Raw genomic sequence first — 18,445 nt, forward strand, 5'->3', positions numbered from 1 at the left:
TCTAATGTTCGATAAGCGATACTCTATTTAGACGAGGAACCATGAACGACGTTATTAAACTCTTGAAATCCCACCGCTCCATTCGAAAATTCAGCGATCGCCCCGTTGCGCACGAATTACTGATCGAGCTTATCCAGGCAGGGCAAGGCGCTGCAACGTCCAGCCATGTTCAGGCATACACGGTTATTCATGTCAAAAACGCAGCTAACCGCGAGCAGATTGCTGAGCTGGCGGGGGGGCAGTCATATATTGCCAGCTGTGCAGATTTTCTGGTCTTCTGTGCCGATATGAAACGCCCAACCGAGGCGTCTGAGCGAGCGGGTTCCAACGTCGTACGCGGAATGACCGAGCAGCTGCTGGTAGCCACGGTAGACACCGCTTTAATGGCCCAGAATGTCGCGACAGCCGCTGAATCCGAAGGGTTGGGCATCTGTTATATCGGCGGGATCCGCAATAATCCACAGGCTGTCAGCGATCTTTTAAAGCTGCCTGAGCATGTTTACCCCGTATTTGGTATGTGCCTTGGCTACCCGGCCCATGAGCCAGAAGTAAAGCCCCGCCTGCCGGTTGAGGCTATTTTAAAAGAAGACTACTACAGTGACGACAGCGCGCAGGTGCAAGCGTTTGATGACACCATGCAGACGTATTATCAATCGCGTAGCAGTGGTAATAAACATTCCGACTGGTCGCAAAACCTAAAGCCGCTATTTGATAACAAGCTGCGTCCGCATATGCGTGACTTCCTGATCGAGCGTGGTTTTGAAATGAAATAAAAGCGCTGTTAGGTCAACGCAATGGCAAAGGCCACTGCTGGGCGACTTAATTTACTTCGTGAACGGCCTAATTCACTGTGGTCTTAGGGCTGCAGTGATAATCTGTAAACTGCCGTTGTCGAGGAAGCATTATGTATAAGCTACAAGCGGGTGTGGGTTTAGTAATGGTCGTGTCGCTATTGATCGCAGGTTGTGGTGACGAGGAGCATGAACCGCTTCGTGAACGATCGGATCAGACATCCAGCAACGTTCTACCTGCTGATGCGCCAAAAAACGTTGAGCAGGCATCGGTCGCGCCTTTAGAGGTGGCGATCTCGACATCTGTTTCCTTGCGCACTGACCGGCGTTTAATGGTTGAAGGCGAAACCAATCTTCCTGATCAGGCGCAGGTGCAGATCATTGTAGAGCGTGAAGTAAGTCGAGTTCGTTGGCATGCGCGTACCAATGTAAATAATGGTCGCTTCAGTGCTGGCCCGTTCGGTTCGGGAAGCGGTTTGCCGGATGGCACTTATGTAGTAAGCGTGCAGCTTTCCGCAGCAAGCGTACAGCCTGAGGCTGTGCAAGATCGCATTGGTCGCCGTGGGGAGCATTTGGCGGGAGAGCTGGTAAGCCAATCCCGCCATGGGTTAGGACAGTTGGCCACCTACTCACGCCGTTTCTTGGTGGGGGATGAACCAAGACGAACACGTGACCAGGTGGAAGTTCATTAAAATATTATGGGGAGGGGGATGCTTTAGACAGAACGCCAATGGGCGAGTAGTACGGCGTGAATAGCAGTGTCAGAGGGCGCTTTTGCAAAGTGCTCAAGGACAAAGCGATCATCACGTTTTATAAGGTAATGCCCTGCTTTATGAAACACATGCGTCGGACCCAGTAGCAGTAGATCATTCGCTGCAACAGGGGCGAAGTCTGTGTCAGGACCGGGAGTGGCCATAACGCATGGCGCCTTCCAGTCAATGTTTAAAGACAGGTGATGCGGCACGGTAATTGTCGTTGCCTGTACCTGTTCCCAGGGGAGGGGGCCAGTGTGCGTCAACGTCAATAGTTGAGGAGCAGTGTCACCTTCTAACAGGGTGGCAAGCGAACAGTCGAGCGCTTCGGCAAGTGCGACTAAGCGCTCATGACCGATTTGCTTAATTGCGCCTGATTCCCAGTAAGAGATAGTGACATCCGACACGCCAACGTTGCGTGCTAGGGCAGCTTTATTTAGCTTGGCCCGAAGCCGCAATTGCTTGATTCGTGAGCCTAGCGATTCCATTTCGATTTCCTATAAGTGAGCTTTATCAGCTCGTTCTGTTTACTTCCACCGCAAGCGCGGTGATGTGGGCATGCTGGGTGTGTTTAAACACTTTTTATCAGCATGATCGCCGATCATAGGCGCGGCGACATACTAAGCGATTGTGCAATGTCGCGCATCTTGTAATCTATAACCTTATGACTTTTTATATGACGCTTTTATACGCTAGTCGTTCCCTTTATGACGCTGTTGGTTGCGCGTAGGGTAGGTATAATATCGCCACGCTTTCTCGCTATTAAGGATGTCTTCATGACTGTACGTACTCGCATTGCACCCTCCCCAACAGGAGACCCCCACGTTGGTACGGCTTATATTGCGCTGTTCAATTTATGCTTTGCGCGTCAGCATGGCGGCCAGTTTATCTTGCGCATTGAGGACACGGATCGCGTGCGCTCGACGCCTGAGTCAGAGCAAATGATTCTGGATTCCTTACGCTGGCTAGGCCTTGAGTGGGATGAAGGTCCCGATGTTGGTGGCCCGCATGGCCCTTATCGCCAAAGTGAGCGTGGCGATATTTATGCGAAGTACGCTCAGCAGTTGCTGGATGCCGGGCATGCCTTTAAATGTTTCCGAACCGCAGAAGAGTTAGATGAGCTGCGTGAATCCCGTAAGGCCGAAGGTTTGCAGCTGGCCCTGAAACCAAGCGATTTGGCCTTGGATGAAGCGGAAGTAGCTCGTCGTGAGCAAGAAGATTGGCCCTACGTAGTACGCATGAAGGTGCCAGGCGAAGGCGTCTGCGTAGTTAATGATATGCTGCGTGGCACGATTGAAGTGGAGTGGGCTCAGGTCGATGCGCAGATACTGCTCAAGTCCGACGGAATGCCTACCTATCATCTGGCGAACGTCGTCGATGACCATTTAATGGACATTACTCACGTTCTACGCGGTGAAGAGTGGATTAACTCGGCGCCGAAACATCAGCTGTTGTATGAATATTTTGGTTGGGATATGCCTGAGCTATGTCATATGCCGCTGTTGCGTAATCCCGACAAGTCCAAGCTTTCTAAACGTAAAAACCCCACGTCGATTAATTACTATCGCCGTATGGGCTTTTTACCCCAAGCAGTTACCAATTACCTGGGTCGCATGGGTTGGTCCATGCCCGATGAACGCGAGAAATTTAGCCTATCCGATATGATGGCTGAGTTTGATATCCAGCGAGTATCGCTGGGCGGGCCGGTATTTGATCTTGAAAAGCTCACCTGGCTCAACGGCGTTTATATTCGTGAGGATCTAGATGACGATGCGCTACTTAACGCGCTGCGCGAATGGGCGTTCAATGACGCTTATGTGAAGCAGATTCTGCCGCAGGTGCGCCCACGGGTAGAAACGCTTTCACAAGTAATGCCGCTGGCCGGGCATTTTTTCTCCGGGTTGCCTGCGCTCAGCGAAGATGATTTTGATAGCGTGAAGCTGGATAAAGAGGAGCTGGTAAAACTGCTGCAGTTTTTGGTCTGGCGCCTTGAGGTCGTGCCAGCCTGGCATAAAGAAGCTCTACTGGAAGAGGTGAAAAGCCTCGCTGAACACTTTGAGCTTAAAATGAAAGCGTTCCTGGCGCCTGTGTTTATCGCCATTACGGGAAGTGCCTCAAGTACATCCGTTATGGATGCCATGGCGATACTAGGCTCAGATGTAACCCGCGCGCGCCTGCGCAGTGCTATTGATGTACTGGGCGGCGTTTCCAAGAAACAGGCGAAGCGCTTTGAGAAAGAGTATCGCGACCTGTAATTCGATAAGCTAATCGCTGCAGAAAACGCCATCTTTATGTAGCTACTAAGAGGGTGGCGTTTTCCTTTGATTGAGAGGTTGACGAAGGCAAGCGTAATCAGTACTATACGCTCCGTCTTCAAGACATGTGGGGCCTTAGCTCAGCTGGGAGAGCGCAACACTGGCAGTGTTGAGGTCAGCGGTTCGATCCCGCTAGGCTCCACCAATTAAGTAGATTTGTCGTAACGTCCCATTCGTCTAGTGGTCTAGGACACCGCCCTTTCACGGCGGTAACAGGGGTTCGAACCCCCTATGGGACGCCATCTCTTTTTATACTTTCCTATCCCGATATCAATGTGGCAATGAGTTAATTCATTCGCTGCGTTTTTGCCTGCCTGTTAGTCTGAAAAACGGCTAAATCCTCACTTTAATTGCGGTTTTTTTGCTTGACTTGTCCACTTTTGGTGATCCTTTGGGCAGGTTGTGCACAACCCCTTGCTGCACCCGCGAAAAATATTCAAAATAGCTTATCTTGTTTAAAAACAATTACTTACGAGAGGTTAAAAAATAACCAATCTAAGGCTAGGTCACTGTTCATGGCGATTGTGGGGCATTCCTGCGAGGTTATGAACAAGCTTATCCACAGATAGTGTGGAAAACATTTTTCTATCCTGGCTCCTTAAAAAGTCAAGCGCTATTACAGCCTATTGCGAGCCTTTTGGCTGGTGCTTTCGTCTATTGAGAGGGTGGGATATAGACGTTTGAACAGATCTTGGTTGAAGTATGGCTAGTTGGCTTAGTGGCCCATTGAAAGGTGCGTACAGGGGGCGTCAATAAGGTAGGGTAGTGATGGCCAAAAGATAAGGTGGAGAGTTAAAAGGAGTGGCCATATAGAAGCACGCAGGCACGTAAACCAAGAAGGCCACCCGAGGGTGGCCTTCTTCATTTAGATGTGCGCCGACGAAAATTTATTTCTTCGGGTAATCACGTTGGTCGTGGCCGATGTAAAGCTGGCGAGGCCGACCGATTTTATAACTTTCGCTCAGCATTTCGTGCCAATGAGAGATCCAGCCAATGGTGCGCGACACGGCAAAGATAACCGTGAACATATTGGTGGGAATGCCCATCGCTTTCAAAATGATGCCTGAGTAAAAGTCGACGTTCGGGTAGAGCTTACGCTCGACGAAGTATTCATCTTCCAGCGCAATTTGTTCAAGGCGTTTGGCAATTTTGAGCTGCGGATCGTTAGCCATGCCTAGTTCGGCAAGCACTTCGTCGCAGGTCTCTTTCATTACCTTGGCGCGAGGGTCAAAGTTGCGATATACGCGGTGACCAAAGCCCATCAGCTTGAACGGGTCTTCTTTGTCTTTTGCCTTATCAATAAAGCGCTGGATGTTCTCTTCAGAGTCGTCGCCGATCTCATCAAGCATCGCCAGTACGGCTTCGTTAGCGCCGCCGTGTGCTGGGCCCCATAGTGCAGCGATACCCGCACTGATGCATGCAAACGGGTTGGCACCGGTAGAGCCTGCCAGGCGTACGGTAGAGGTGGACGCATTCTGCTCATGATCGGCATGCAGCATGAAAATGCGATCCATCGCTTTCGCGTAGACCGGGTTGATTTTGTACTCTTCGCACGGGTTGCTAAACATCATGTAGAGAAAATTCTCTGCATAGCTCAGGTCGTTGCGCGGATAGTTAAACGGCTGGCCAACATTATACTTGTGCGACATGGCCGCCAGAGTAGGCATTTTGGCAATCAAACGAATAGCGCTGATAATGCGGTCTTCTTCTTTGGTGATGTCCATGTGGTCATGGTAAAAGGCCGCCAAGCCGCCGACTACGCCACAAAGAATCGACATGGGGTGCGCATCACGGCGGAACCCTTTGAAGAAGTTGTTGATTTGGTCGTGCACCATCGTGTGGTTGCGGATACGTGCCGCGAAATCCGCATACTGCTCATCGTTAGGCAGCTCACCAAACAGCAGAGTGTAGCTTAGTTCAACAAAGTTGGACTCTTTCGCCAGTTGGTCAATGGGGTAACCGCGGTGTAGCAGTACGCCCTTGCCGCCATCAATATAGGTAATGGCAGATTGGCAGGAAGAGGTGGCCATAAAGCCGGGATCGTAGGTAAACAGGCCTTCAGCACCTAGTCCACGAACGTCAATAACGTCAGGGCCAAGTGTGCCGGAATACATGGGTAGCTCGATCGATTTATCGAGACCGTCTACCGTCAATGTTGCTTTCCTGTCAGCCATGCTGGCCTCCTTTCGGATTCGGGTTGGACGTAAAGTCATTGTTTCGCAGACCGCGCCGGCGAAAAGGCTTGCCCACTATAGAAGCGTGCGACATTTTGTCAATTAGTCAAAACGCTAGGCGTCATCGCTGCAAAACGTCATGTGAAAATTTTATGCATATCAAACGTACAAGCGTAGTTATGCAAAATTATTATTGTGAACAATACTTGTATATAGTTGCTGCTCGTTATAGTAGCGAAGTGTCAGAGGTTTGACGACTCCTTAACAGGCTTATCAAATCATCTCAGCTCTGTCACTATATCGATGCTGCAACGCAAAATCGACTCGGGTTGATAGCTTTTTTTTTGCTCTATAGTCGAGTTAGGTCCGAGATCGGTTTGTCAGCAGGGGCGAAGGTTCTTATAATCCACGGCGCGCGACCGGCAGGTAGGTGGTCGTGCCAGACTTGGCAAACGGCCGAGCCCCTTCCAGCAACCACTGCCCGCTCGGGCTATGCCCGACCTGTCGCAGAGCGGGCCAAGAGAGTGTGTATAAGCCGTGAATAGCAAACGACCCGTAAATTTAGATCTAACAACGATACACTTCCCACTTCCGGCACTGACGTCGATTACCCACCGTGTTACGGGGGTTATTTTGTTCGTGGGCCTGATTTTCGCTTTTTGGGCGCTGGGTAAGTCACTGTCATCTCCGGCAGGCTTTGATGCTGTTAGCAATGCGCTAGCCAATAACGTATTGGCGAAGTTCATTGCATGGGGTCTGCTATCTGCTTTGGCGTTCCATTTTGTGGCAGGTATTAAACACCTGTTAATGGATGCAGATATTGGCGTGACGCTAGAAGGTAGTGTGCAAAAAGCACAGATCACCGTAGTGGTCAGTGCGGTTCTGATTATTCTGGCAGGAGTTTGGGTATGGTAACCAACATCACAAGTTTTGGCCGTAGCGGGCTGTCTGACTGGCTGATGCAGCGCGTTTCCGCGGTCGTACTGGCCGTTTATACGGTCTTTATGGTGGCCTACCTGCTGTTGCATCCAGACCTTGACTACTACACCTGGAGCGGTCTGTTTAACCAAACGTGGATGCGGATCTTCTCGCTGTTAGCCTTTATCTCTATCGCAGCGCACGCCTGGATTGGCCTGTGGACCGTAACCACCGATTACCTTAAGTCCACTCTACTGCGCGTAGGTGCCCAGACGCTGATCATTCTGGCCATCTTCGTATACCTGGTGTGGGGCATTCAAATTCTGTGGGGAGCTTGATCCATGTCTAACCTTCGTAGCCTGACGTTTGACGCCATTATCATTGGTGGCGGTGGCGCTGGCCTGCGCGCTGCTCTGGAGCTGGCTAAATCCGGTAAGAAGACAGCCGTTTTATCTAAAGTGTTCCCGACACGCTCCCATACTGTTTCTGCTCAGGGTGGTATTACCTGTGCTATTGCATCATCAGATCCTAATGATGACTGGCGCTGGCACATGTACGACACCGTTAAAGGCGGCGACTATATCGCTGACCAGGACGCGTCAGAGTACATGTGTTCTGAAGGCCCTAAAGCCGTATTTGAGCTTGAGCACATGGGCTTGCCGTTCTCTCGCTTTGATAATGGCCGTATCTATCAGCGTCCGTTCGGTGGCCAGTCCAAGAATTTTGGCGAAGGCGGTCAGGCAGCACGTACCTGTGCAGCGGCTGACCGTACTGGCCACGCACTGCTACACACGCTTTACCAGAATAACCTGAAGAACAACACGACGTTCTTGAATGAGTGGTACGCGGTTGATCTGGTGAAGAATGCCAGCGGTGACGTGGTTGGCTGTATCGCTATGTGCATTGAAACCGGTGAGGTCGTTCACGTTAAATCGAAAGCGACCGTGCTGGCGACGGGTGGTGCAGGCCGTATCTACGCCTCTACTACCAATGCGCTGATCAATACGGGTGACGGTATTGGTATGGCACTGCGTGCCGGCTTCCCGATGCAGGACATGGAAATGTGGCAGTTCCACCCGACCGGTATTTACGGTGCGGGGACGCTTGTGACTGAAGGTTGCCGGGGTGAAGGTGGCTACCTGATCAATAAAGACGGCGAGCGCTTTATGGAGCGTTACGCGCCCAACGCGAAAGACCTGGCGGGTCGTGACGTGGTGGCGCGCTCCATGGTGATGGAGATTCTGGAAGGCCGCGGCTGTGGCGAGAAGGGCGATCACGTCTTCCTGAAGCTTGATCACTTGGGCGAAGAAGTTCTAGGCAAGCGCCTGCCGGGTATCGTTGAGCTTTCCAAAACCTTCGCACATGTTGATCCGGCAAAAGACCCGATTCCGGTCGTACCTACCTGTCACTATATGATGGGCGGTATTCCGACCAACATTCATGGTCAGGCGATTCTGCAGGACGAAAGCGGCAACGACCAGATTATCAACGGTCTATTTGCCTGTGGTGAAGCAGCCTGTGTATCAGTTCACGGCGCTAACCGTCTGGGCGGGAACTCTTTGCTTGATTTGGTGGTCTTTGGACGTGCGGCTGGCATGTTTATCGAAGGCGCGTTGAACGAAGGTATTGAGTACCTAGACGCTTCCGAGTCTGATATCGAATCCGCTATGAAGCGCATCACCCGCTGGAATGAGTCTGAAGGTGGCGAGAGTATTCCTGCGCTGAAGGCGGAGCTTCAGGACATCATGCAGAACTCTTTCGGTGTATTCCGTGAAGAGAAAAACATGGTTGAAGGTGTTCAAAAGCTTGCCGACCTGCGTGGGCGTATCGCCAATGCGCATTTGCCTGACAAATCCAACGCTTTCAACACTGCTCGTGTAGAAGCGTTAGAGCTTGATAACCTGATGGAAGTGGCCGAAGCAACGGCGATTGCTGCCCTTGAGCGTAAAGAGAGCCGCGGTGCCCACTCGCGTTACGACTACCCGGACCGTGATGACGTCAACTGGCTGAAACACTCGCTCTACTTCCCCGCAACGAAAGAGCTGAAGCAGCGCGATGTTAACTTTAAGCCAAAAACTGTTGATACGTTCGAACCTAAGGTTCGTACCTACTAAGCTTCGTATTGACGAGAGGGAGTTATAATGTCCAATCTTCAGGTATCCGTATACCGTTATAATCCGGAAACCGACTCCGCGCCTTATATGCAGGAGTTTCAAGTTGATACCAAAGGGCGCGACATCATGGTGCTGGATGTACTGCACCTGATGAAAGAGCAGGATAGTGGCCTGGCGTTCCGTCGTAGCTGCCGTGAAGGGGTTTGTGGCTCTGATGGTATGAACATGAACGGCAAAAACGGCTTGGCGTGTATTACGCCGCTGTCAGATGTTGTGAAAAACAACAAGCTGACTTTGCGCCCGCTACCTGGCTTGCCGGTTATCCGCGATATGGTTGTGGATATGGGGATTTTCTATAAGCAGTACGAGCGTATTCAGCCGTACCTGCAAAATGAAACGCCAGCACCCGCCATTGAGCGCTTGCAGTCGCCCGAAGACCGTGAAAAGTTGGACGGCCTGTACGAGTGTATCTTGTGCGCCTGCTGTTCCACCTCATGCCCGTCGTTCTGGTGGAACCCCGATAAGTTTGTCGGGCCTGCCGGCCTGCTACAGTCTTATCGCTTCCTGGCAGATTCGCGTGATACAGCAACCCGCGAGCGCTTGACCGATCTGGAAGATCCGTTCTCAGTGTTCCGCTGCCGCGGCATCATGAACTGTGTAGCAGTTTGCCCGAAAGGCTTAAATCCGACGCGCGCCATCGGTAAAATCCGTGAAATGCTGCTTGCGGATGCAACGTAAGTACCCTTTGAGCAAATAAAAAGCGATTGCCACGCAACTTGTATCGCTTTGCTACTTAAATCGTGGCGCTTCGCTTGTTATCATAGGGTTTGTCATAAGGTGCGGCGACGCGTCGCAGCTTATGACCAGACACGTTTAAAAGCCGGTGCTGTACGTACCGGCTTTTGAGCATGAACTGATTAAGAACCGCTAGATAAGTAGGGCTTCCGGCTTTGAGCCGATGCCGCCGGCAAATGTTCCGCCCCGCCGGCAGGGCAATAGCGATGTCGTTGCGTTTTTGCAGCGATGCCGATACCACCCCATCAGTGCAGGGTGACCGAGAGATGCAACAAGGCATAATGGAGTTAATGTGGCGTTCCTCTCACGTTAGTGGTGGCAATGTCCACTACGTGGAAGCGCTTTACGAGCAGTACCTCGCCGATCCCGATGCTGTTCCCGACGAATGGCGTAGCTATTTTGATCAGCTACCCAGTTCCGAGGGCAGTGCCTCCCACGATGTTCCACTAAGCCCCGTTCGTGATCAGTTCTACCAGTTAGGCCGCGAAAGCCGTCCTGGTCGGGTAGTCGCCGCTGCCGATAGCGGTGAGAACAAAAAGCAGGTTAAAGTCCTGCAGCTGATCAATGCGTATCGCTTTCGTGGCCATCAAAAGGCCGATATCGATCCGCTAGGACTGCGCAATCCCACCCCCGTCCCTGACCTCGATTTGTCATTTCATCAGCTGACGAAAGCTGATCTTGATACAGAGTTCCAGACCGGTTCATTTTTCCTGGGTATTGATAAGGCCCCGCTGCGTGACATCGTGGATGCGCTGGAGAAGACATACTGTCGCTCCATCGGCTGCGAGTTCATGCACATTGTGGACACCGAAGAAAAACGTTGGCTACAACGTCGCTTCGAATCAGTACGCAGTGCTCCCAAGTTTAGTGACGATGTTCGCAAGCATGTACTTGAGCGTCTGACCGCTGCGGAAGGCTTGGAAACTTACTTGGCGTCTAAATATCCAGGTACCAAACGCTTTGGTCTTGAAGGCGGTGAAGTCTTTGTACCTATGATGGACGAGCTTATCCAGCGTGCTGGCGGTTATGGTACAAAGGAAGTCGTTATCGGTATGGCGCACCGCGGTCGCCTTAACTTGTTGGTCAATATTCTGGGTAAAAATCCCGCTGATTTGATTGACGAGTTCGACGGCAAGAAAGTGATTGAGCGTGGTTCTGGCGACGTGAAATATCACCAAGGCTTTAGCTCTAACGTCATGTCACCTGGTGGCGAAGTCCACTTGGCCATGTCGTTCAACCCGTCGCATCTGGAAATCGTAGCGCCGGTGGTTGAAGGGTCGGTACGTGCACGTCAAGACCGCCGCAAAGATCCCGCAGGGGATAAAGTTTTACCCATCAATGTTCATGGTGATGCTGCTTTTGCTGGTCAAGGTGTGGTCATGGAGACATTTCAGATGTCTCAGACCCGGGCCTATAAAACTGGCGGGACGATTCATATCGTCATCAATAACCAGGTGGGCTTTACGACGTCTAATCCCCTGGATGCTCGTTCTACTGAGTACTGCACTGACATCGCCAAGATGGTTCAAGCGCCTATCTTTCACGTTAATGGTGATGATCCTGACGCCGTTATCCATGCTACCCAAGTGGCGTTGGATTACCGTCAGCAGTTCAAAAAAGACGTTGTCATTGATTTGGTCTGCTACCGTCGCCGTGGGCACAACGAAGCCGATGAGCCTTCCGGTACGCAGCCACTAATGTACGCCAAGATCAAAGACCATTCTTCAACGCGCACAGTTTATGCGCAGCGTCTGGTTGAGCAGGGTGTTTTATCTAAAGACGACGCCAAAGCAATGATGGAAACCTATCGCGATGACTTGGTCGCGGGTAACCACGTTGCCAATGCGCTGGTGCAGGAGCCTAATACATCCCTGTTTGTGGATTGGGCGCCGTACCTGGGGCATGAGTGGTCTGGCGATGCCGACACGTCTTTTGACATGAAGCGTCTTCAGCAGCTGGCTGCGAAAATGTGCGAGATTCCGGATGGGGTCGAAGTGCAGCGTCAGGTAGCCAAGATTTACGAAGACCGTCGCAAGATGCAGGCCGGTGGCATGGCCATGAACTGGGGCTTTGCAGAAACGCTGGCCTATGCCACTTTGCTGGAACAAGGCCATCCCATCCGGATTACCGGTCAGGATGTAGGCCGCGGTACGTTCTCGCACCGTCACGCCGTGGTACATAACCAGAAAGATGGCTCTACCTATGTGCCGCTGCAAAACATGGCCGATGGCCAGCCGACGTTCACGATTCATGACTCTTACCTTTCGGAAGAGGCCGTGCTGGCGTTTGAATACGGCTACTCGACCACAGCGCCAAATGATCTAGTTATCTGGGAAGCCCAGTTTGGTGATTTCTTTAATGGTGCCCAGGTGGTGGTCGACCAGTTTATTTCATCGGGTGAAACCAAGTGGGGCCGGCTGTGTGGCCTGACGATGTTGCTACCCCATGGCTATGAAGGTCAGGGTCCAGAGCACTCGTCTGCCCGACTGGAGCGATTCCTGCAAATGTGCGCTGAGCACAACATGCAGGTGTGCGTACCCACAACGCCTGCGCAGATTTATCACTTGCTGCGTCGTCAGGTTATTCGCCCGCTGCGTAAGCCGTTGATCGTTATGTCGCCTAAGTCGCTTCTGCGTCATAAAGAAGCGGTATCGAGCCTTGAAGATCTTGCCCACGGCAAATTCCAAATGGTATTGCCGGATCAAGCGGATCTGGTTGCTGAAGAGGTAACGCGTGTGATTCTGTGTTCAGGCAAGGTCTATTATGACCTGGCGGCTTGGCGCGCAGAGAATGAGCGTAACGATACGGCGATTATTCGTCTTGAGCAGCTCTATCCCTTCCCGAAAGAAGAGCTTCTGGAAGTGCTCCAGGCGTATGCCAATGTGGAAGATATTGTCTGGTGTCAGGAAGAGCCATTGAATCAAGGCGCCTGGTATTCAAGTCAACACCACATGCGTACAGTGGCCGATATGCTTAAAGATGGCCTAGGACGCGAGTTGAAATTTGCAGGACGTCCTGCCTCTGCCGCACCGGCAGCGGGCTACATGTCCGTTCACACTGAACAGCAGCGCCAACTGGTGGAAGACGCTTTTAATCTATAAAGCGCCCACCGGATTTAGAGAACACATAAGGGAAACGACATGGCTACTGAGATCAAAGCGCCAACCTTTCCGGAATCCGTTGCCGAAGGTACTGTGGCTGCGTGGCATAAAAAGCCGGGTGACAGCGTCGAACGTGACGAACTGATTGTTGAAATCGAAACCGACAAGGTGGTGCTGGAGGTCGTTGCACCGGAAGCGGGTACCCTGACTGACGTGATGGCCGAAGAGGGCGAAACCGTCGAGTCTGAGCAGGTGCTTGGCAAAATCGGTGAAGGCAGTGCTTCAGGCGACGACAGCGGTAAGAAAGAAGAAAAATCTTCTGACGATGATGGCGCTGAAAAATCCGAAGAGAAATCCGACGAAAAGAAAGACGCCAAGCAGGAAGAGAAGCAAGCCAGCAGCGGCGGTAAGCAGCATGACGTCAAGGCGCCGAGCTTCCCTGAGTCGATTCAGGAAGGCACCGTTGCTACCTGGCATAAGAAAGTCGGCGAAGCGGTTAAGCGCGATGAAGTGCTGGCTGATATTGAAACCGATAAAGTTGTGCTCGAAGTCGTAGCACCGGCTGACGGTGCTTTGGCTGAAATTAAGGCCGATGAGGGCAGCCAGGTTGAGTCCGAAGCGATTCTTGCAGTCTTCACTGAAGGCGGCGGTAGCGACGTAGCGACAGCGGCTGATAAAGAGCCAGCCGCCTCTGCTGACGATGGCGCCAGCGATGAGAAGATGGGCGATAAGATCGTTGCACCGGCTGCACGTAAGTTGATTGCTGAGCACGACCTTGATGTTGCCAAGATTGAAGGTACGGGTAAAGGTGGTCGCGTCCTGAAAGAAGACGTGCAAAAAGCCGTGAAAGATGGCTCCGCCAAGAAAGGTGCTGCCAAACCTGCTGCTGCACCGGCTAAATCAGCGGCGGCGCCTGTGGCTGAAGGCGAGCGTGCTGAGAAGCGTGTACCTATGACCCGCTTGCGCCAGACCATCGCCAAGCGCCTGGTTCAGGCGCAGCAAACGGCGGCGATGCTGACGACGTACAACGAAGTGGACATGACTGAAATCATGGCCCTGCGTGCGCAGTACAAAGATACCTTCCTCAAAGCGCATGATATCAAACTGGGCTTTATGGGCTTCTTTGTTAAAGCGGCCTCTGAAGCGCTCAAGCGCTTCCCGGACGTTAACGCCTCTATCGACGGTACCGACATCGTTTATCACGGTTACCAGGATATCGGCGTGGCGGTATCTACTGACCGCGGTCTGGTCGTGCCGGTACTGCGCGACACGGACAATATGAAAATTGCTGACGTCGAAAGAACGATTGTCGACTTTGGTAAACGTGGTCGTGACGGCAAGCTGGGTATGGACGACATGATCGGTGGTACCTTTACCATCACTAACGGTGGCACTTTCGGTTCGCTGATGTCGACGCCGATCATCAACCCGCCGCAGACCGCTATCTTGGGCATGCACAAGATCCAGGATCGTCCGATGGCGATCAACGGTAAGGTCGAGATTCGCCCTATGATGTACCTGGCGCTCTCCTATGACCACCGTATGATCGACGGCAAAGACGCCGTTCGATTCCTGGTGACCATTAAAGAATTGCTGGAAGATCCGGCACGTCTGCTGCTGGACGTCTAAGATACAGTCACTACGTATCTTCGCGTATTTACGCGTCACCTTCTAATGCAATCGCACACAGCCCCTCTCCCGGCTAATGTCAAAACGGGAGAAGGGCACCAAGCTAAAGGAGCCAACATGGCTGACAAGTTTGATGTGATCGTTATCGGCGCTGGCCCTGGCGGTTACGTTGCTGCTATTCGTGCAGCACAAATGGGCCTGAAAACAGCCTGTGTTGAGAAATGGGTCAATAAAGAAGGCAAAACCGTTCATGGCGGTACCTGCCTGAATGTCGGCTGTATTCCTTCTAAGGCGCTGCTTGAAACGTCGCATAAGTTTGTTGAAGCGCGCGATCACTTTGCCGAAGTAGGCATCGAAATCGACGCGCCGAAGGCTAATATCGCCAAAATGCTCGAGTTCAAAAACTCGGTCATTAACAAGAACGTTGGCGGCATCAGCGCGCTGTTCAAAGCGAATGGCGTTACTTCACTGGAAGGTAAAGGCAAAGTTACTTCTTCCACAGAAGTTGAAGTAACCGACCACGATGGCAATGCGACAACCTACACCGCTGACAACATCGTTATCGCCGCAGGCTCCGTACCGGTTGAAATTCCGCCGACGCCGCTGACCGACGACCTGATTGTGACATCGACAGGCGCGCTCGAGTTTACCGAAGTACCCAAGCGTCTGGGGGTTATCGGTGCCGGTGTTATCGGCTTAGAGCTGGGCAGTGTTTGGAAGCGTTTAGGTTCTGACGTTACCGTTCTTGAAGCCATGGACAGCTTCCTGCCGATGGTTGATGGTGCGATTGCCAAAGAAACCCAGAAGCTGCTCAAGAAACAGGGACTGGACATCAAACTGGGCGCACGCGTGACCGGTTCTGAGGTTAAGGACAGTGAAGTCGTCGTTAAGTACACCGATGGTGACGGCGAGCAGGAAATGACCTTCGATAAACTGATTGTTTGCGTGGGTCGTCGTCCTTATACGCAAGGCGTTATTGCCGACGGCGTAGGCGTTGAGCTTGACGAGCGTGGCTTTATTTTCGTTGATGATCAGTGCCGTACCAATGTCCCGAGCGTCTATGCGATCGGTGACTGCGTACGTGGACCGATGCTGGCGCATAAAGCATCTGAAGAAGGCGTTATGGTGGCTGATATTATTGCCGGCCATAAAGCTGAAATGAACTACGATGCCATCCCCAGCGTTATCTACACCTCGCCTGAAGTGGCATGGGTAGGTATGACCGAGCAGGATGCCAAAGCCAAAGGCATCGAAGTTAAAACGGGCTCTTTCCCATTCTCGGCCAACGGTCGTGCGCTTGCCAACAATGCGCCTGAAGGTATGGCCAAGATTATTGCCGATGCCGAGACCGACCGCATTCTGGGTATGCATATCGTCAGCCAGCACGCGGGTGAGCTGATTGCCCAAGGCGTTATCGCAATGGAATTTGGCTCCAGTGCCGAAGACTTGGCGTTGACCTGCTATGCCCACCCGAGTACTTCTGAAGCGATTCACGAAGCGGCTCTCGCGGTGGAAGGCCATGCAATTCATATGGCTAATCGTAAAAAGCGTTAATAAGTTCAGCGGTAACAACCAAGCGCCACCATAAGGTGGCGCATCACTTTCGGGCATGTTGTAAAATAGCGCGCGAAAGTACGGGGACAGCCCGTTTTTAAAACGGGTTGTCGTTCGAGTCACATGCAACCAATGGCATGAATCGATGAACCTTCACGAGTATCAAGGCAAACAGCTGTTTGCTGATTATGGTCTACCAGTGTCCAAAGGCTTTGCCGTGGACACTCCCGAAGAAGCAGTAGAAGCGTGTAAAAAAATCGGCGGCGACATGTGGGTTGTTAAAGCCCAGGTTCACGCAGGTGGTCGCGGTAAAGCGGGCGGCGTTAAGCTGATCAAAGATCCCGCCGAAGCAAAAGCATTTGCTGAGCAGTGGCTGGGCAAAAACCTGGTGACCTTCCAGACTGACGAAAAAGGTCAGCCGGTTGCCAAGATCCTGGTTGAAACCTGCACCGATATCGCTGATGAGCTGTATCTGGGTGCCGTCGTCGATCGTACTACCCGCCGCGTGGTCTTCATGGCCTCGACTGAAGGTGGTGTCGAGATCGAAACGGTTGCAGAAGAAACGCCGGAAAAGATTCTTAAAGCCGAAATCGATCCGCTGGTCGGCGCACAGCCGTACCAGGCGCGTGAACTGGCGTTTGCTCTGGGCCTGAAAGGCGACCAGATCAAACAGTTCACCAAGATTTTCCTAGGCCTCTCCAAGCTGTTCCATGACAAAGATCTGGCGCTTTTAGAGATCAACCCGCTGGTTATTACTGACGAAGGCAATCTTCACTGCCTCGACGCCAAACTGGGCCTCGACAGCAACGCGCTGTATCGTCACCCGGACCTGCAGGCCATGCGCGATCCTTCCCAGGAAGATCAGCGTGAAGCCGATGCGGCGAAGTGGGAACTGAACTACGTTGCTCTCGACGGTAACATTGGTTGCATGGTTAACGGCGCAGGCCTTGCCATGGGTACCATGGACATCGTCAACCTGAGCGGCGGCAAACCGGCTAACTTCCTGGACGTTGGCGGCGGCGCGACCAAAGAGCGCGTTGCAGAAGCGTTCAAGATCATTCTGTCTGACGACAATGTTAAAGCCGTTCTGGTTAACATTTTCGGCGGTATCGTTCGTTGCGACATGATTGCTGAAGGCATTATCGGTGCCGTTGAGCAAGTCGGTGTCAACGTACCGGTTGTCGTTCGCCTGGAAGGTAACAATGCCGAGCTGGGTGCTGAGAAACTGGCATCTAGCGGTCTGAACATCATCGCTGCTACCAGTCTGACCGATGCGGCTCAGCAGGTCGTTAAAGCGGCGGAGGGCAAGTAATGAGTATCCTGATCGATAAGAACACCAAGGTCATCTGCCAAGGTTTCACCGGTGGCCAGGGCACGTTCCACTCCGAGCAGGCGATTGCCTATGGTACGCAGATGGTCGGCGGTGTAACGCCGGGCAAAGGCGGCCAGGAGCACTTGGGTCTGCCGGTTTTCAACACCGTTAAAGAAGCGGTTGAGAAAACAGGCGCGGAAGCCAGCGTTATCTACGTTCCGGCACCGTTCTGTAAAGACTCGATCCTTGAAGCTGCAAATGCAGGCATCAAGCTGATCGTGTGCATCACCGAAGGTATCGCCACGCTTGATATGCTCGAAGCAAAAGTAAAATGCGACGAGTTGGGTGTGCGTCTGATTGGCCCGAACTGCCCTGGTGTTATCACCCCGGGCGAATGCAAAATCGGTATCATGCCGGGTCATATCCACCAGCCGGGCCGCGTAGGTATCGTATCGCGCTCAGGCACCCTGACCTATGAAGCCGTTAAGCAGACGACTGATCACGGTTTCGGCCAGTCTACCTGTGTAGGTATCGGCGGTGACCCGATTCCGGGTTCCAACTTTATCGACATCCTGGAGATGTTCGAGAAAGATCCGAAAACCGAAGCGATCGTCATGATCGGTGAAATCGGCGGCACGGCTGAAGAAGAAGCAGCGGCTTACATCAAAGCCAACGTTTCCAAGCCAGTGGTATCCTACATTGCCGGTGTTACTGCACCTCCTGGCAAGCGTATGGGCCACGCCGGCGCGATCATTTCTGGCGGTAAAGGTACTGCTGACGAGAAGTTTGCTGCCCTGGAAGACGCCGGTGTTAAAACCGTTCGTTCTTTGGCGGAAATCGGCGATGCACTGAAAGAAGTGACTGGCTGGTAAGTCACGCTCTATCTTGCATGTCAAAAAAGCACCCTTCGGGGCACTGCTGTCCCATAAACATTAATAAATGAAAAAGCCTGGATCCAAGTGAGTAAAATGAGAGTGCGACCAAACACTC

At 52.3% G+C, this 18,445-nt stretch carries 14 protein-coding genes and 2 tRNA genes; 14 read left to right on the forward strand and 2 right to left on the reverse strand.

Going from position 1 to position 18,445, the window contains the following annotated elements; translation table 11 throughout:
• Positions 1-41 precede the first annotated feature (41 nt).
• Both nfsA and INT33_RS04550 read left to right on the forward strand, forming a co-directional pair.
• On the forward strand, positions 42-773 hold the full coding sequence (nfsA, locus tag INT33_RS04545) for an oxygen-insensitive NADPH nitroreductase (RefSeq protein ID WP_192536914.1): 732 nt from the start codon (positions 42-44) through the stop codon (positions 771-773).
• A gap of 131 nt (positions 774-904) precedes the next feature.
• A complete protein-coding gene (locus tag INT33_RS04550; protein ID WP_192536915.1) occupies positions 905-1,483 on the forward strand; it encodes a hypothetical protein in 579 nt (192 codons plus the stop codon).
• A gap of 23 nt (positions 1,484-1,506) precedes the next feature.
• Here INT33_RS04550 and INT33_RS04555 read toward each other — a convergent pair whose 3' ends face one another.
• On the reverse strand, positions 1,507-2,031 hold the full coding sequence (locus INT33_RS04555) for a helix-turn-helix domain-containing protein (protein ID WP_192536916.1): 525 nt from the start codon (positions 2,029-2,031) through the stop codon (positions 1,507-1,509).
• Between the two features lie 288 nt (positions 2,032-2,319).
• Here INT33_RS04555 and gltX point away from each other — a divergent pair, with 288 nt between their 5' ends.
• From gltX to INT33_RS04570, 3 genes are all read left to right on the forward strand, one after another.
• Entirely contained in the window at positions 2,320-3,798 is a 1,479-nt protein-coding gene (gene gltX, locus INT33_RS04560; RefSeq protein ID WP_193091236.1) for a glutamate--tRNA ligase, read from the forward strand.
• 129 nt (positions 3,799-3,927) lie between these two features.
• Positions 3,928-4,003, forward strand: a tRNA-Ala gene (locus INT33_RS04565).
• 21 nt (positions 4,004-4,024) lie between these two features.
• A tRNA-Glu gene (locus INT33_RS04570) sits at positions 4,025-4,100 on the forward strand.
• 645 nt (positions 4,101-4,745) lie between these two features.
• Here the strand turns inward: INT33_RS04570 and gltA are convergent.
• On the reverse strand, positions 4,746-6,032 hold the full coding sequence (gene gltA / locus INT33_RS04575) for a citrate synthase (protein WP_192536918.1): 1,287 nt from the start codon (positions 6,030-6,032) through the stop codon (positions 4,746-4,748).
• A 537-nt stretch (positions 6,033-6,569) separates the two neighbouring features.
• Here gltA and sdhC point away from each other — a divergent pair.
• The 9 genes from sdhC (at position 6,570) to sucD (ending at position 18,327) form a co-directional block, all read left to right on the forward strand.
• A complete protein-coding gene (gene sdhC / locus INT33_RS04580) occupies positions 6,570-6,947 on the forward strand; it encodes a succinate dehydrogenase, cytochrome b556 subunit (RefSeq protein WP_026285629.1) in 378 nt (125 codons plus the stop codon).
• Positions 6,941-7,288, forward strand: coding sequence for a succinate dehydrogenase, hydrophobic membrane anchor protein (sdhD, locus tag INT33_RS04585; protein ID WP_018916609.1), 348 nt, complete (start codon positions 6,941-6,943; stop codon positions 7,286-7,288). The genes sdhC and sdhD overlap by 7 nt, the downstream gene beginning before the upstream one ends.
• Before the next feature lie 3 nt (positions 7,289-7,291).
• Positions 7,292-9,064: a succinate dehydrogenase flavoprotein subunit gene (gene sdhA, locus INT33_RS04590; RefSeq protein WP_193091237.1), complete on the forward strand. Its 1,773-nt coding sequence runs from the start codon at positions 7,292-7,294 to the stop codon at positions 9,062-9,064.
• Positions 9,065-9,091: 27 nt separating this feature from the next.
• Positions 9,092-9,802 (forward strand): succinate dehydrogenase iron-sulfur subunit, encoded by a 711-nt coding sequence (locus tag INT33_RS04595; protein WP_018916611.1) that lies wholly within the window; start codon positions 9,092-9,094, stop codon positions 9,800-9,802.
• A 323-nt stretch (positions 9,803-10,125) separates the two neighbouring features.
• Positions 10,126-12,960, forward strand: coding sequence for a 2-oxoglutarate dehydrogenase E1 component (locus INT33_RS04600; RefSeq protein WP_193091240.1), 2,835 nt, complete (start codon positions 10,126-10,128; stop codon positions 12,958-12,960).
• Between the two features lie 39 nt (positions 12,961-12,999).
• Positions 13,000-14,589, forward strand: a complete 1,590-nt coding sequence (odhB, locus tag INT33_RS04605; protein WP_193091238.1) for a 2-oxoglutarate dehydrogenase complex dihydrolipoyllysine-residue succinyltransferase — start codon at positions 13,000-13,002, stop codon at positions 14,587-14,589.
• A 117-nt stretch (positions 14,590-14,706) separates the two neighbouring features.
• Positions 14,707-16,143, forward strand: a complete 1,437-nt coding sequence (gene lpdA, locus INT33_RS04610) for a dihydrolipoyl dehydrogenase (protein WP_192536921.1) — start codon at positions 14,707-14,709, stop codon at positions 16,141-16,143.
• A gap of 145 nt (positions 16,144-16,288) precedes the next feature.
• Positions 16,289-17,455: an ADP-forming succinate--CoA ligase subunit beta gene (gene sucC / locus INT33_RS04615; RefSeq protein WP_018916615.1), complete on the forward strand. Its 1,167-nt coding sequence runs from the start codon at positions 16,289-16,291 to the stop codon at positions 17,453-17,455.
• Positions 17,455-18,327 (forward strand): succinate--CoA ligase subunit alpha, encoded by an 873-nt coding sequence (sucD, locus tag INT33_RS04620; protein ID WP_007111115.1) that lies wholly within the window; start codon positions 17,455-17,457, stop codon positions 18,325-18,327. The genes sucC and sucD overlap by 1 nt, the downstream gene beginning before the upstream one ends.
• Positions 18,328-18,445: the final 118 nt, after the last annotated feature.

Source organism: Halomonas colorata (genome assembly GCF_014897985.1).
In the GTDB taxonomy this organism is placed as follows: Bacteria; Pseudomonadota; Gammaproteobacteria; order Pseudomonadales; family Halomonadaceae; genus Vreelandella; species Vreelandella colorata.

Coding starts and splice junctions, on each gene's coding strand:
- sdhD (WP_018916609.1), top strand. CDS start 6,941: ATGGTAACCAACATCACAAGTTTTGGCCGTAGCGGGCTGTCTGACTGG.
- INT33_RS04595 (WP_018916611.1), top strand. CDS start 9,092: ATGTCCAATCTTCAGGTATCCGTATACCGTTATAATCCGGAAACCGAC.
- INT33_RS04555 (WP_192536916.1), bottom strand. CDS start 2,031: ATGGAATCGCTAGGCTCACGAATCAAGCAATTGCGGCTTCGGGCCAAG.
- lpdA (WP_192536921.1), top strand. CDS start 14,707: ATGGCTGACAAGTTTGATGTGATCGTTATCGGCGCTGGCCCTGGCGGT.
- INT33_RS04550 (WP_192536915.1), top strand. CDS start 905: ATGTATAAGCTACAAGCGGGTGTGGGTTTAGTAATGGTCGTGTCGCTA.
- INT33_RS04600 (WP_193091240.1), top strand. CDS start 10,126: ATGCAACAAGGCATAATGGAGTTAATGTGGCGTTCCTCTCACGTTAGT.
- sdhA (WP_193091237.1), top strand. CDS start 7,292: ATGTCTAACCTTCGTAGCCTGACGTTTGACGCCATTATCATTGGTGGC.
- gltA (WP_192536918.1), bottom strand. CDS start 6,032: ATGGCTGACAGGAAAGCAACATTGACGGTAGACGGTCTCGATAAATCG.
- sucD (WP_007111115.1), top strand. CDS start 17,455: ATGAGTATCCTGATCGATAAGAACACCAAGGTCATCTGCCAAGGTTTC.
- gltX (WP_193091236.1), top strand. CDS start 2,320: ATGACTGTACGTACTCGCATTGCACCCTCCCCAACAGGAGACCCCCAC.
- sucC (WP_018916615.1), top strand. CDS start 16,289: ATGAACCTTCACGAGTATCAAGGCAAACAGCTGTTTGCTGATTATGGT.
- odhB (WP_193091238.1), top strand. CDS start 13,000: ATGGCTACTGAGATCAAAGCGCCAACCTTTCCGGAATCCGTTGCCGAA.
- nfsA (WP_192536914.1), top strand. CDS start 42: ATGAACGACGTTATTAAACTCTTGAAATCCCACCGCTCCATTCGAAAA.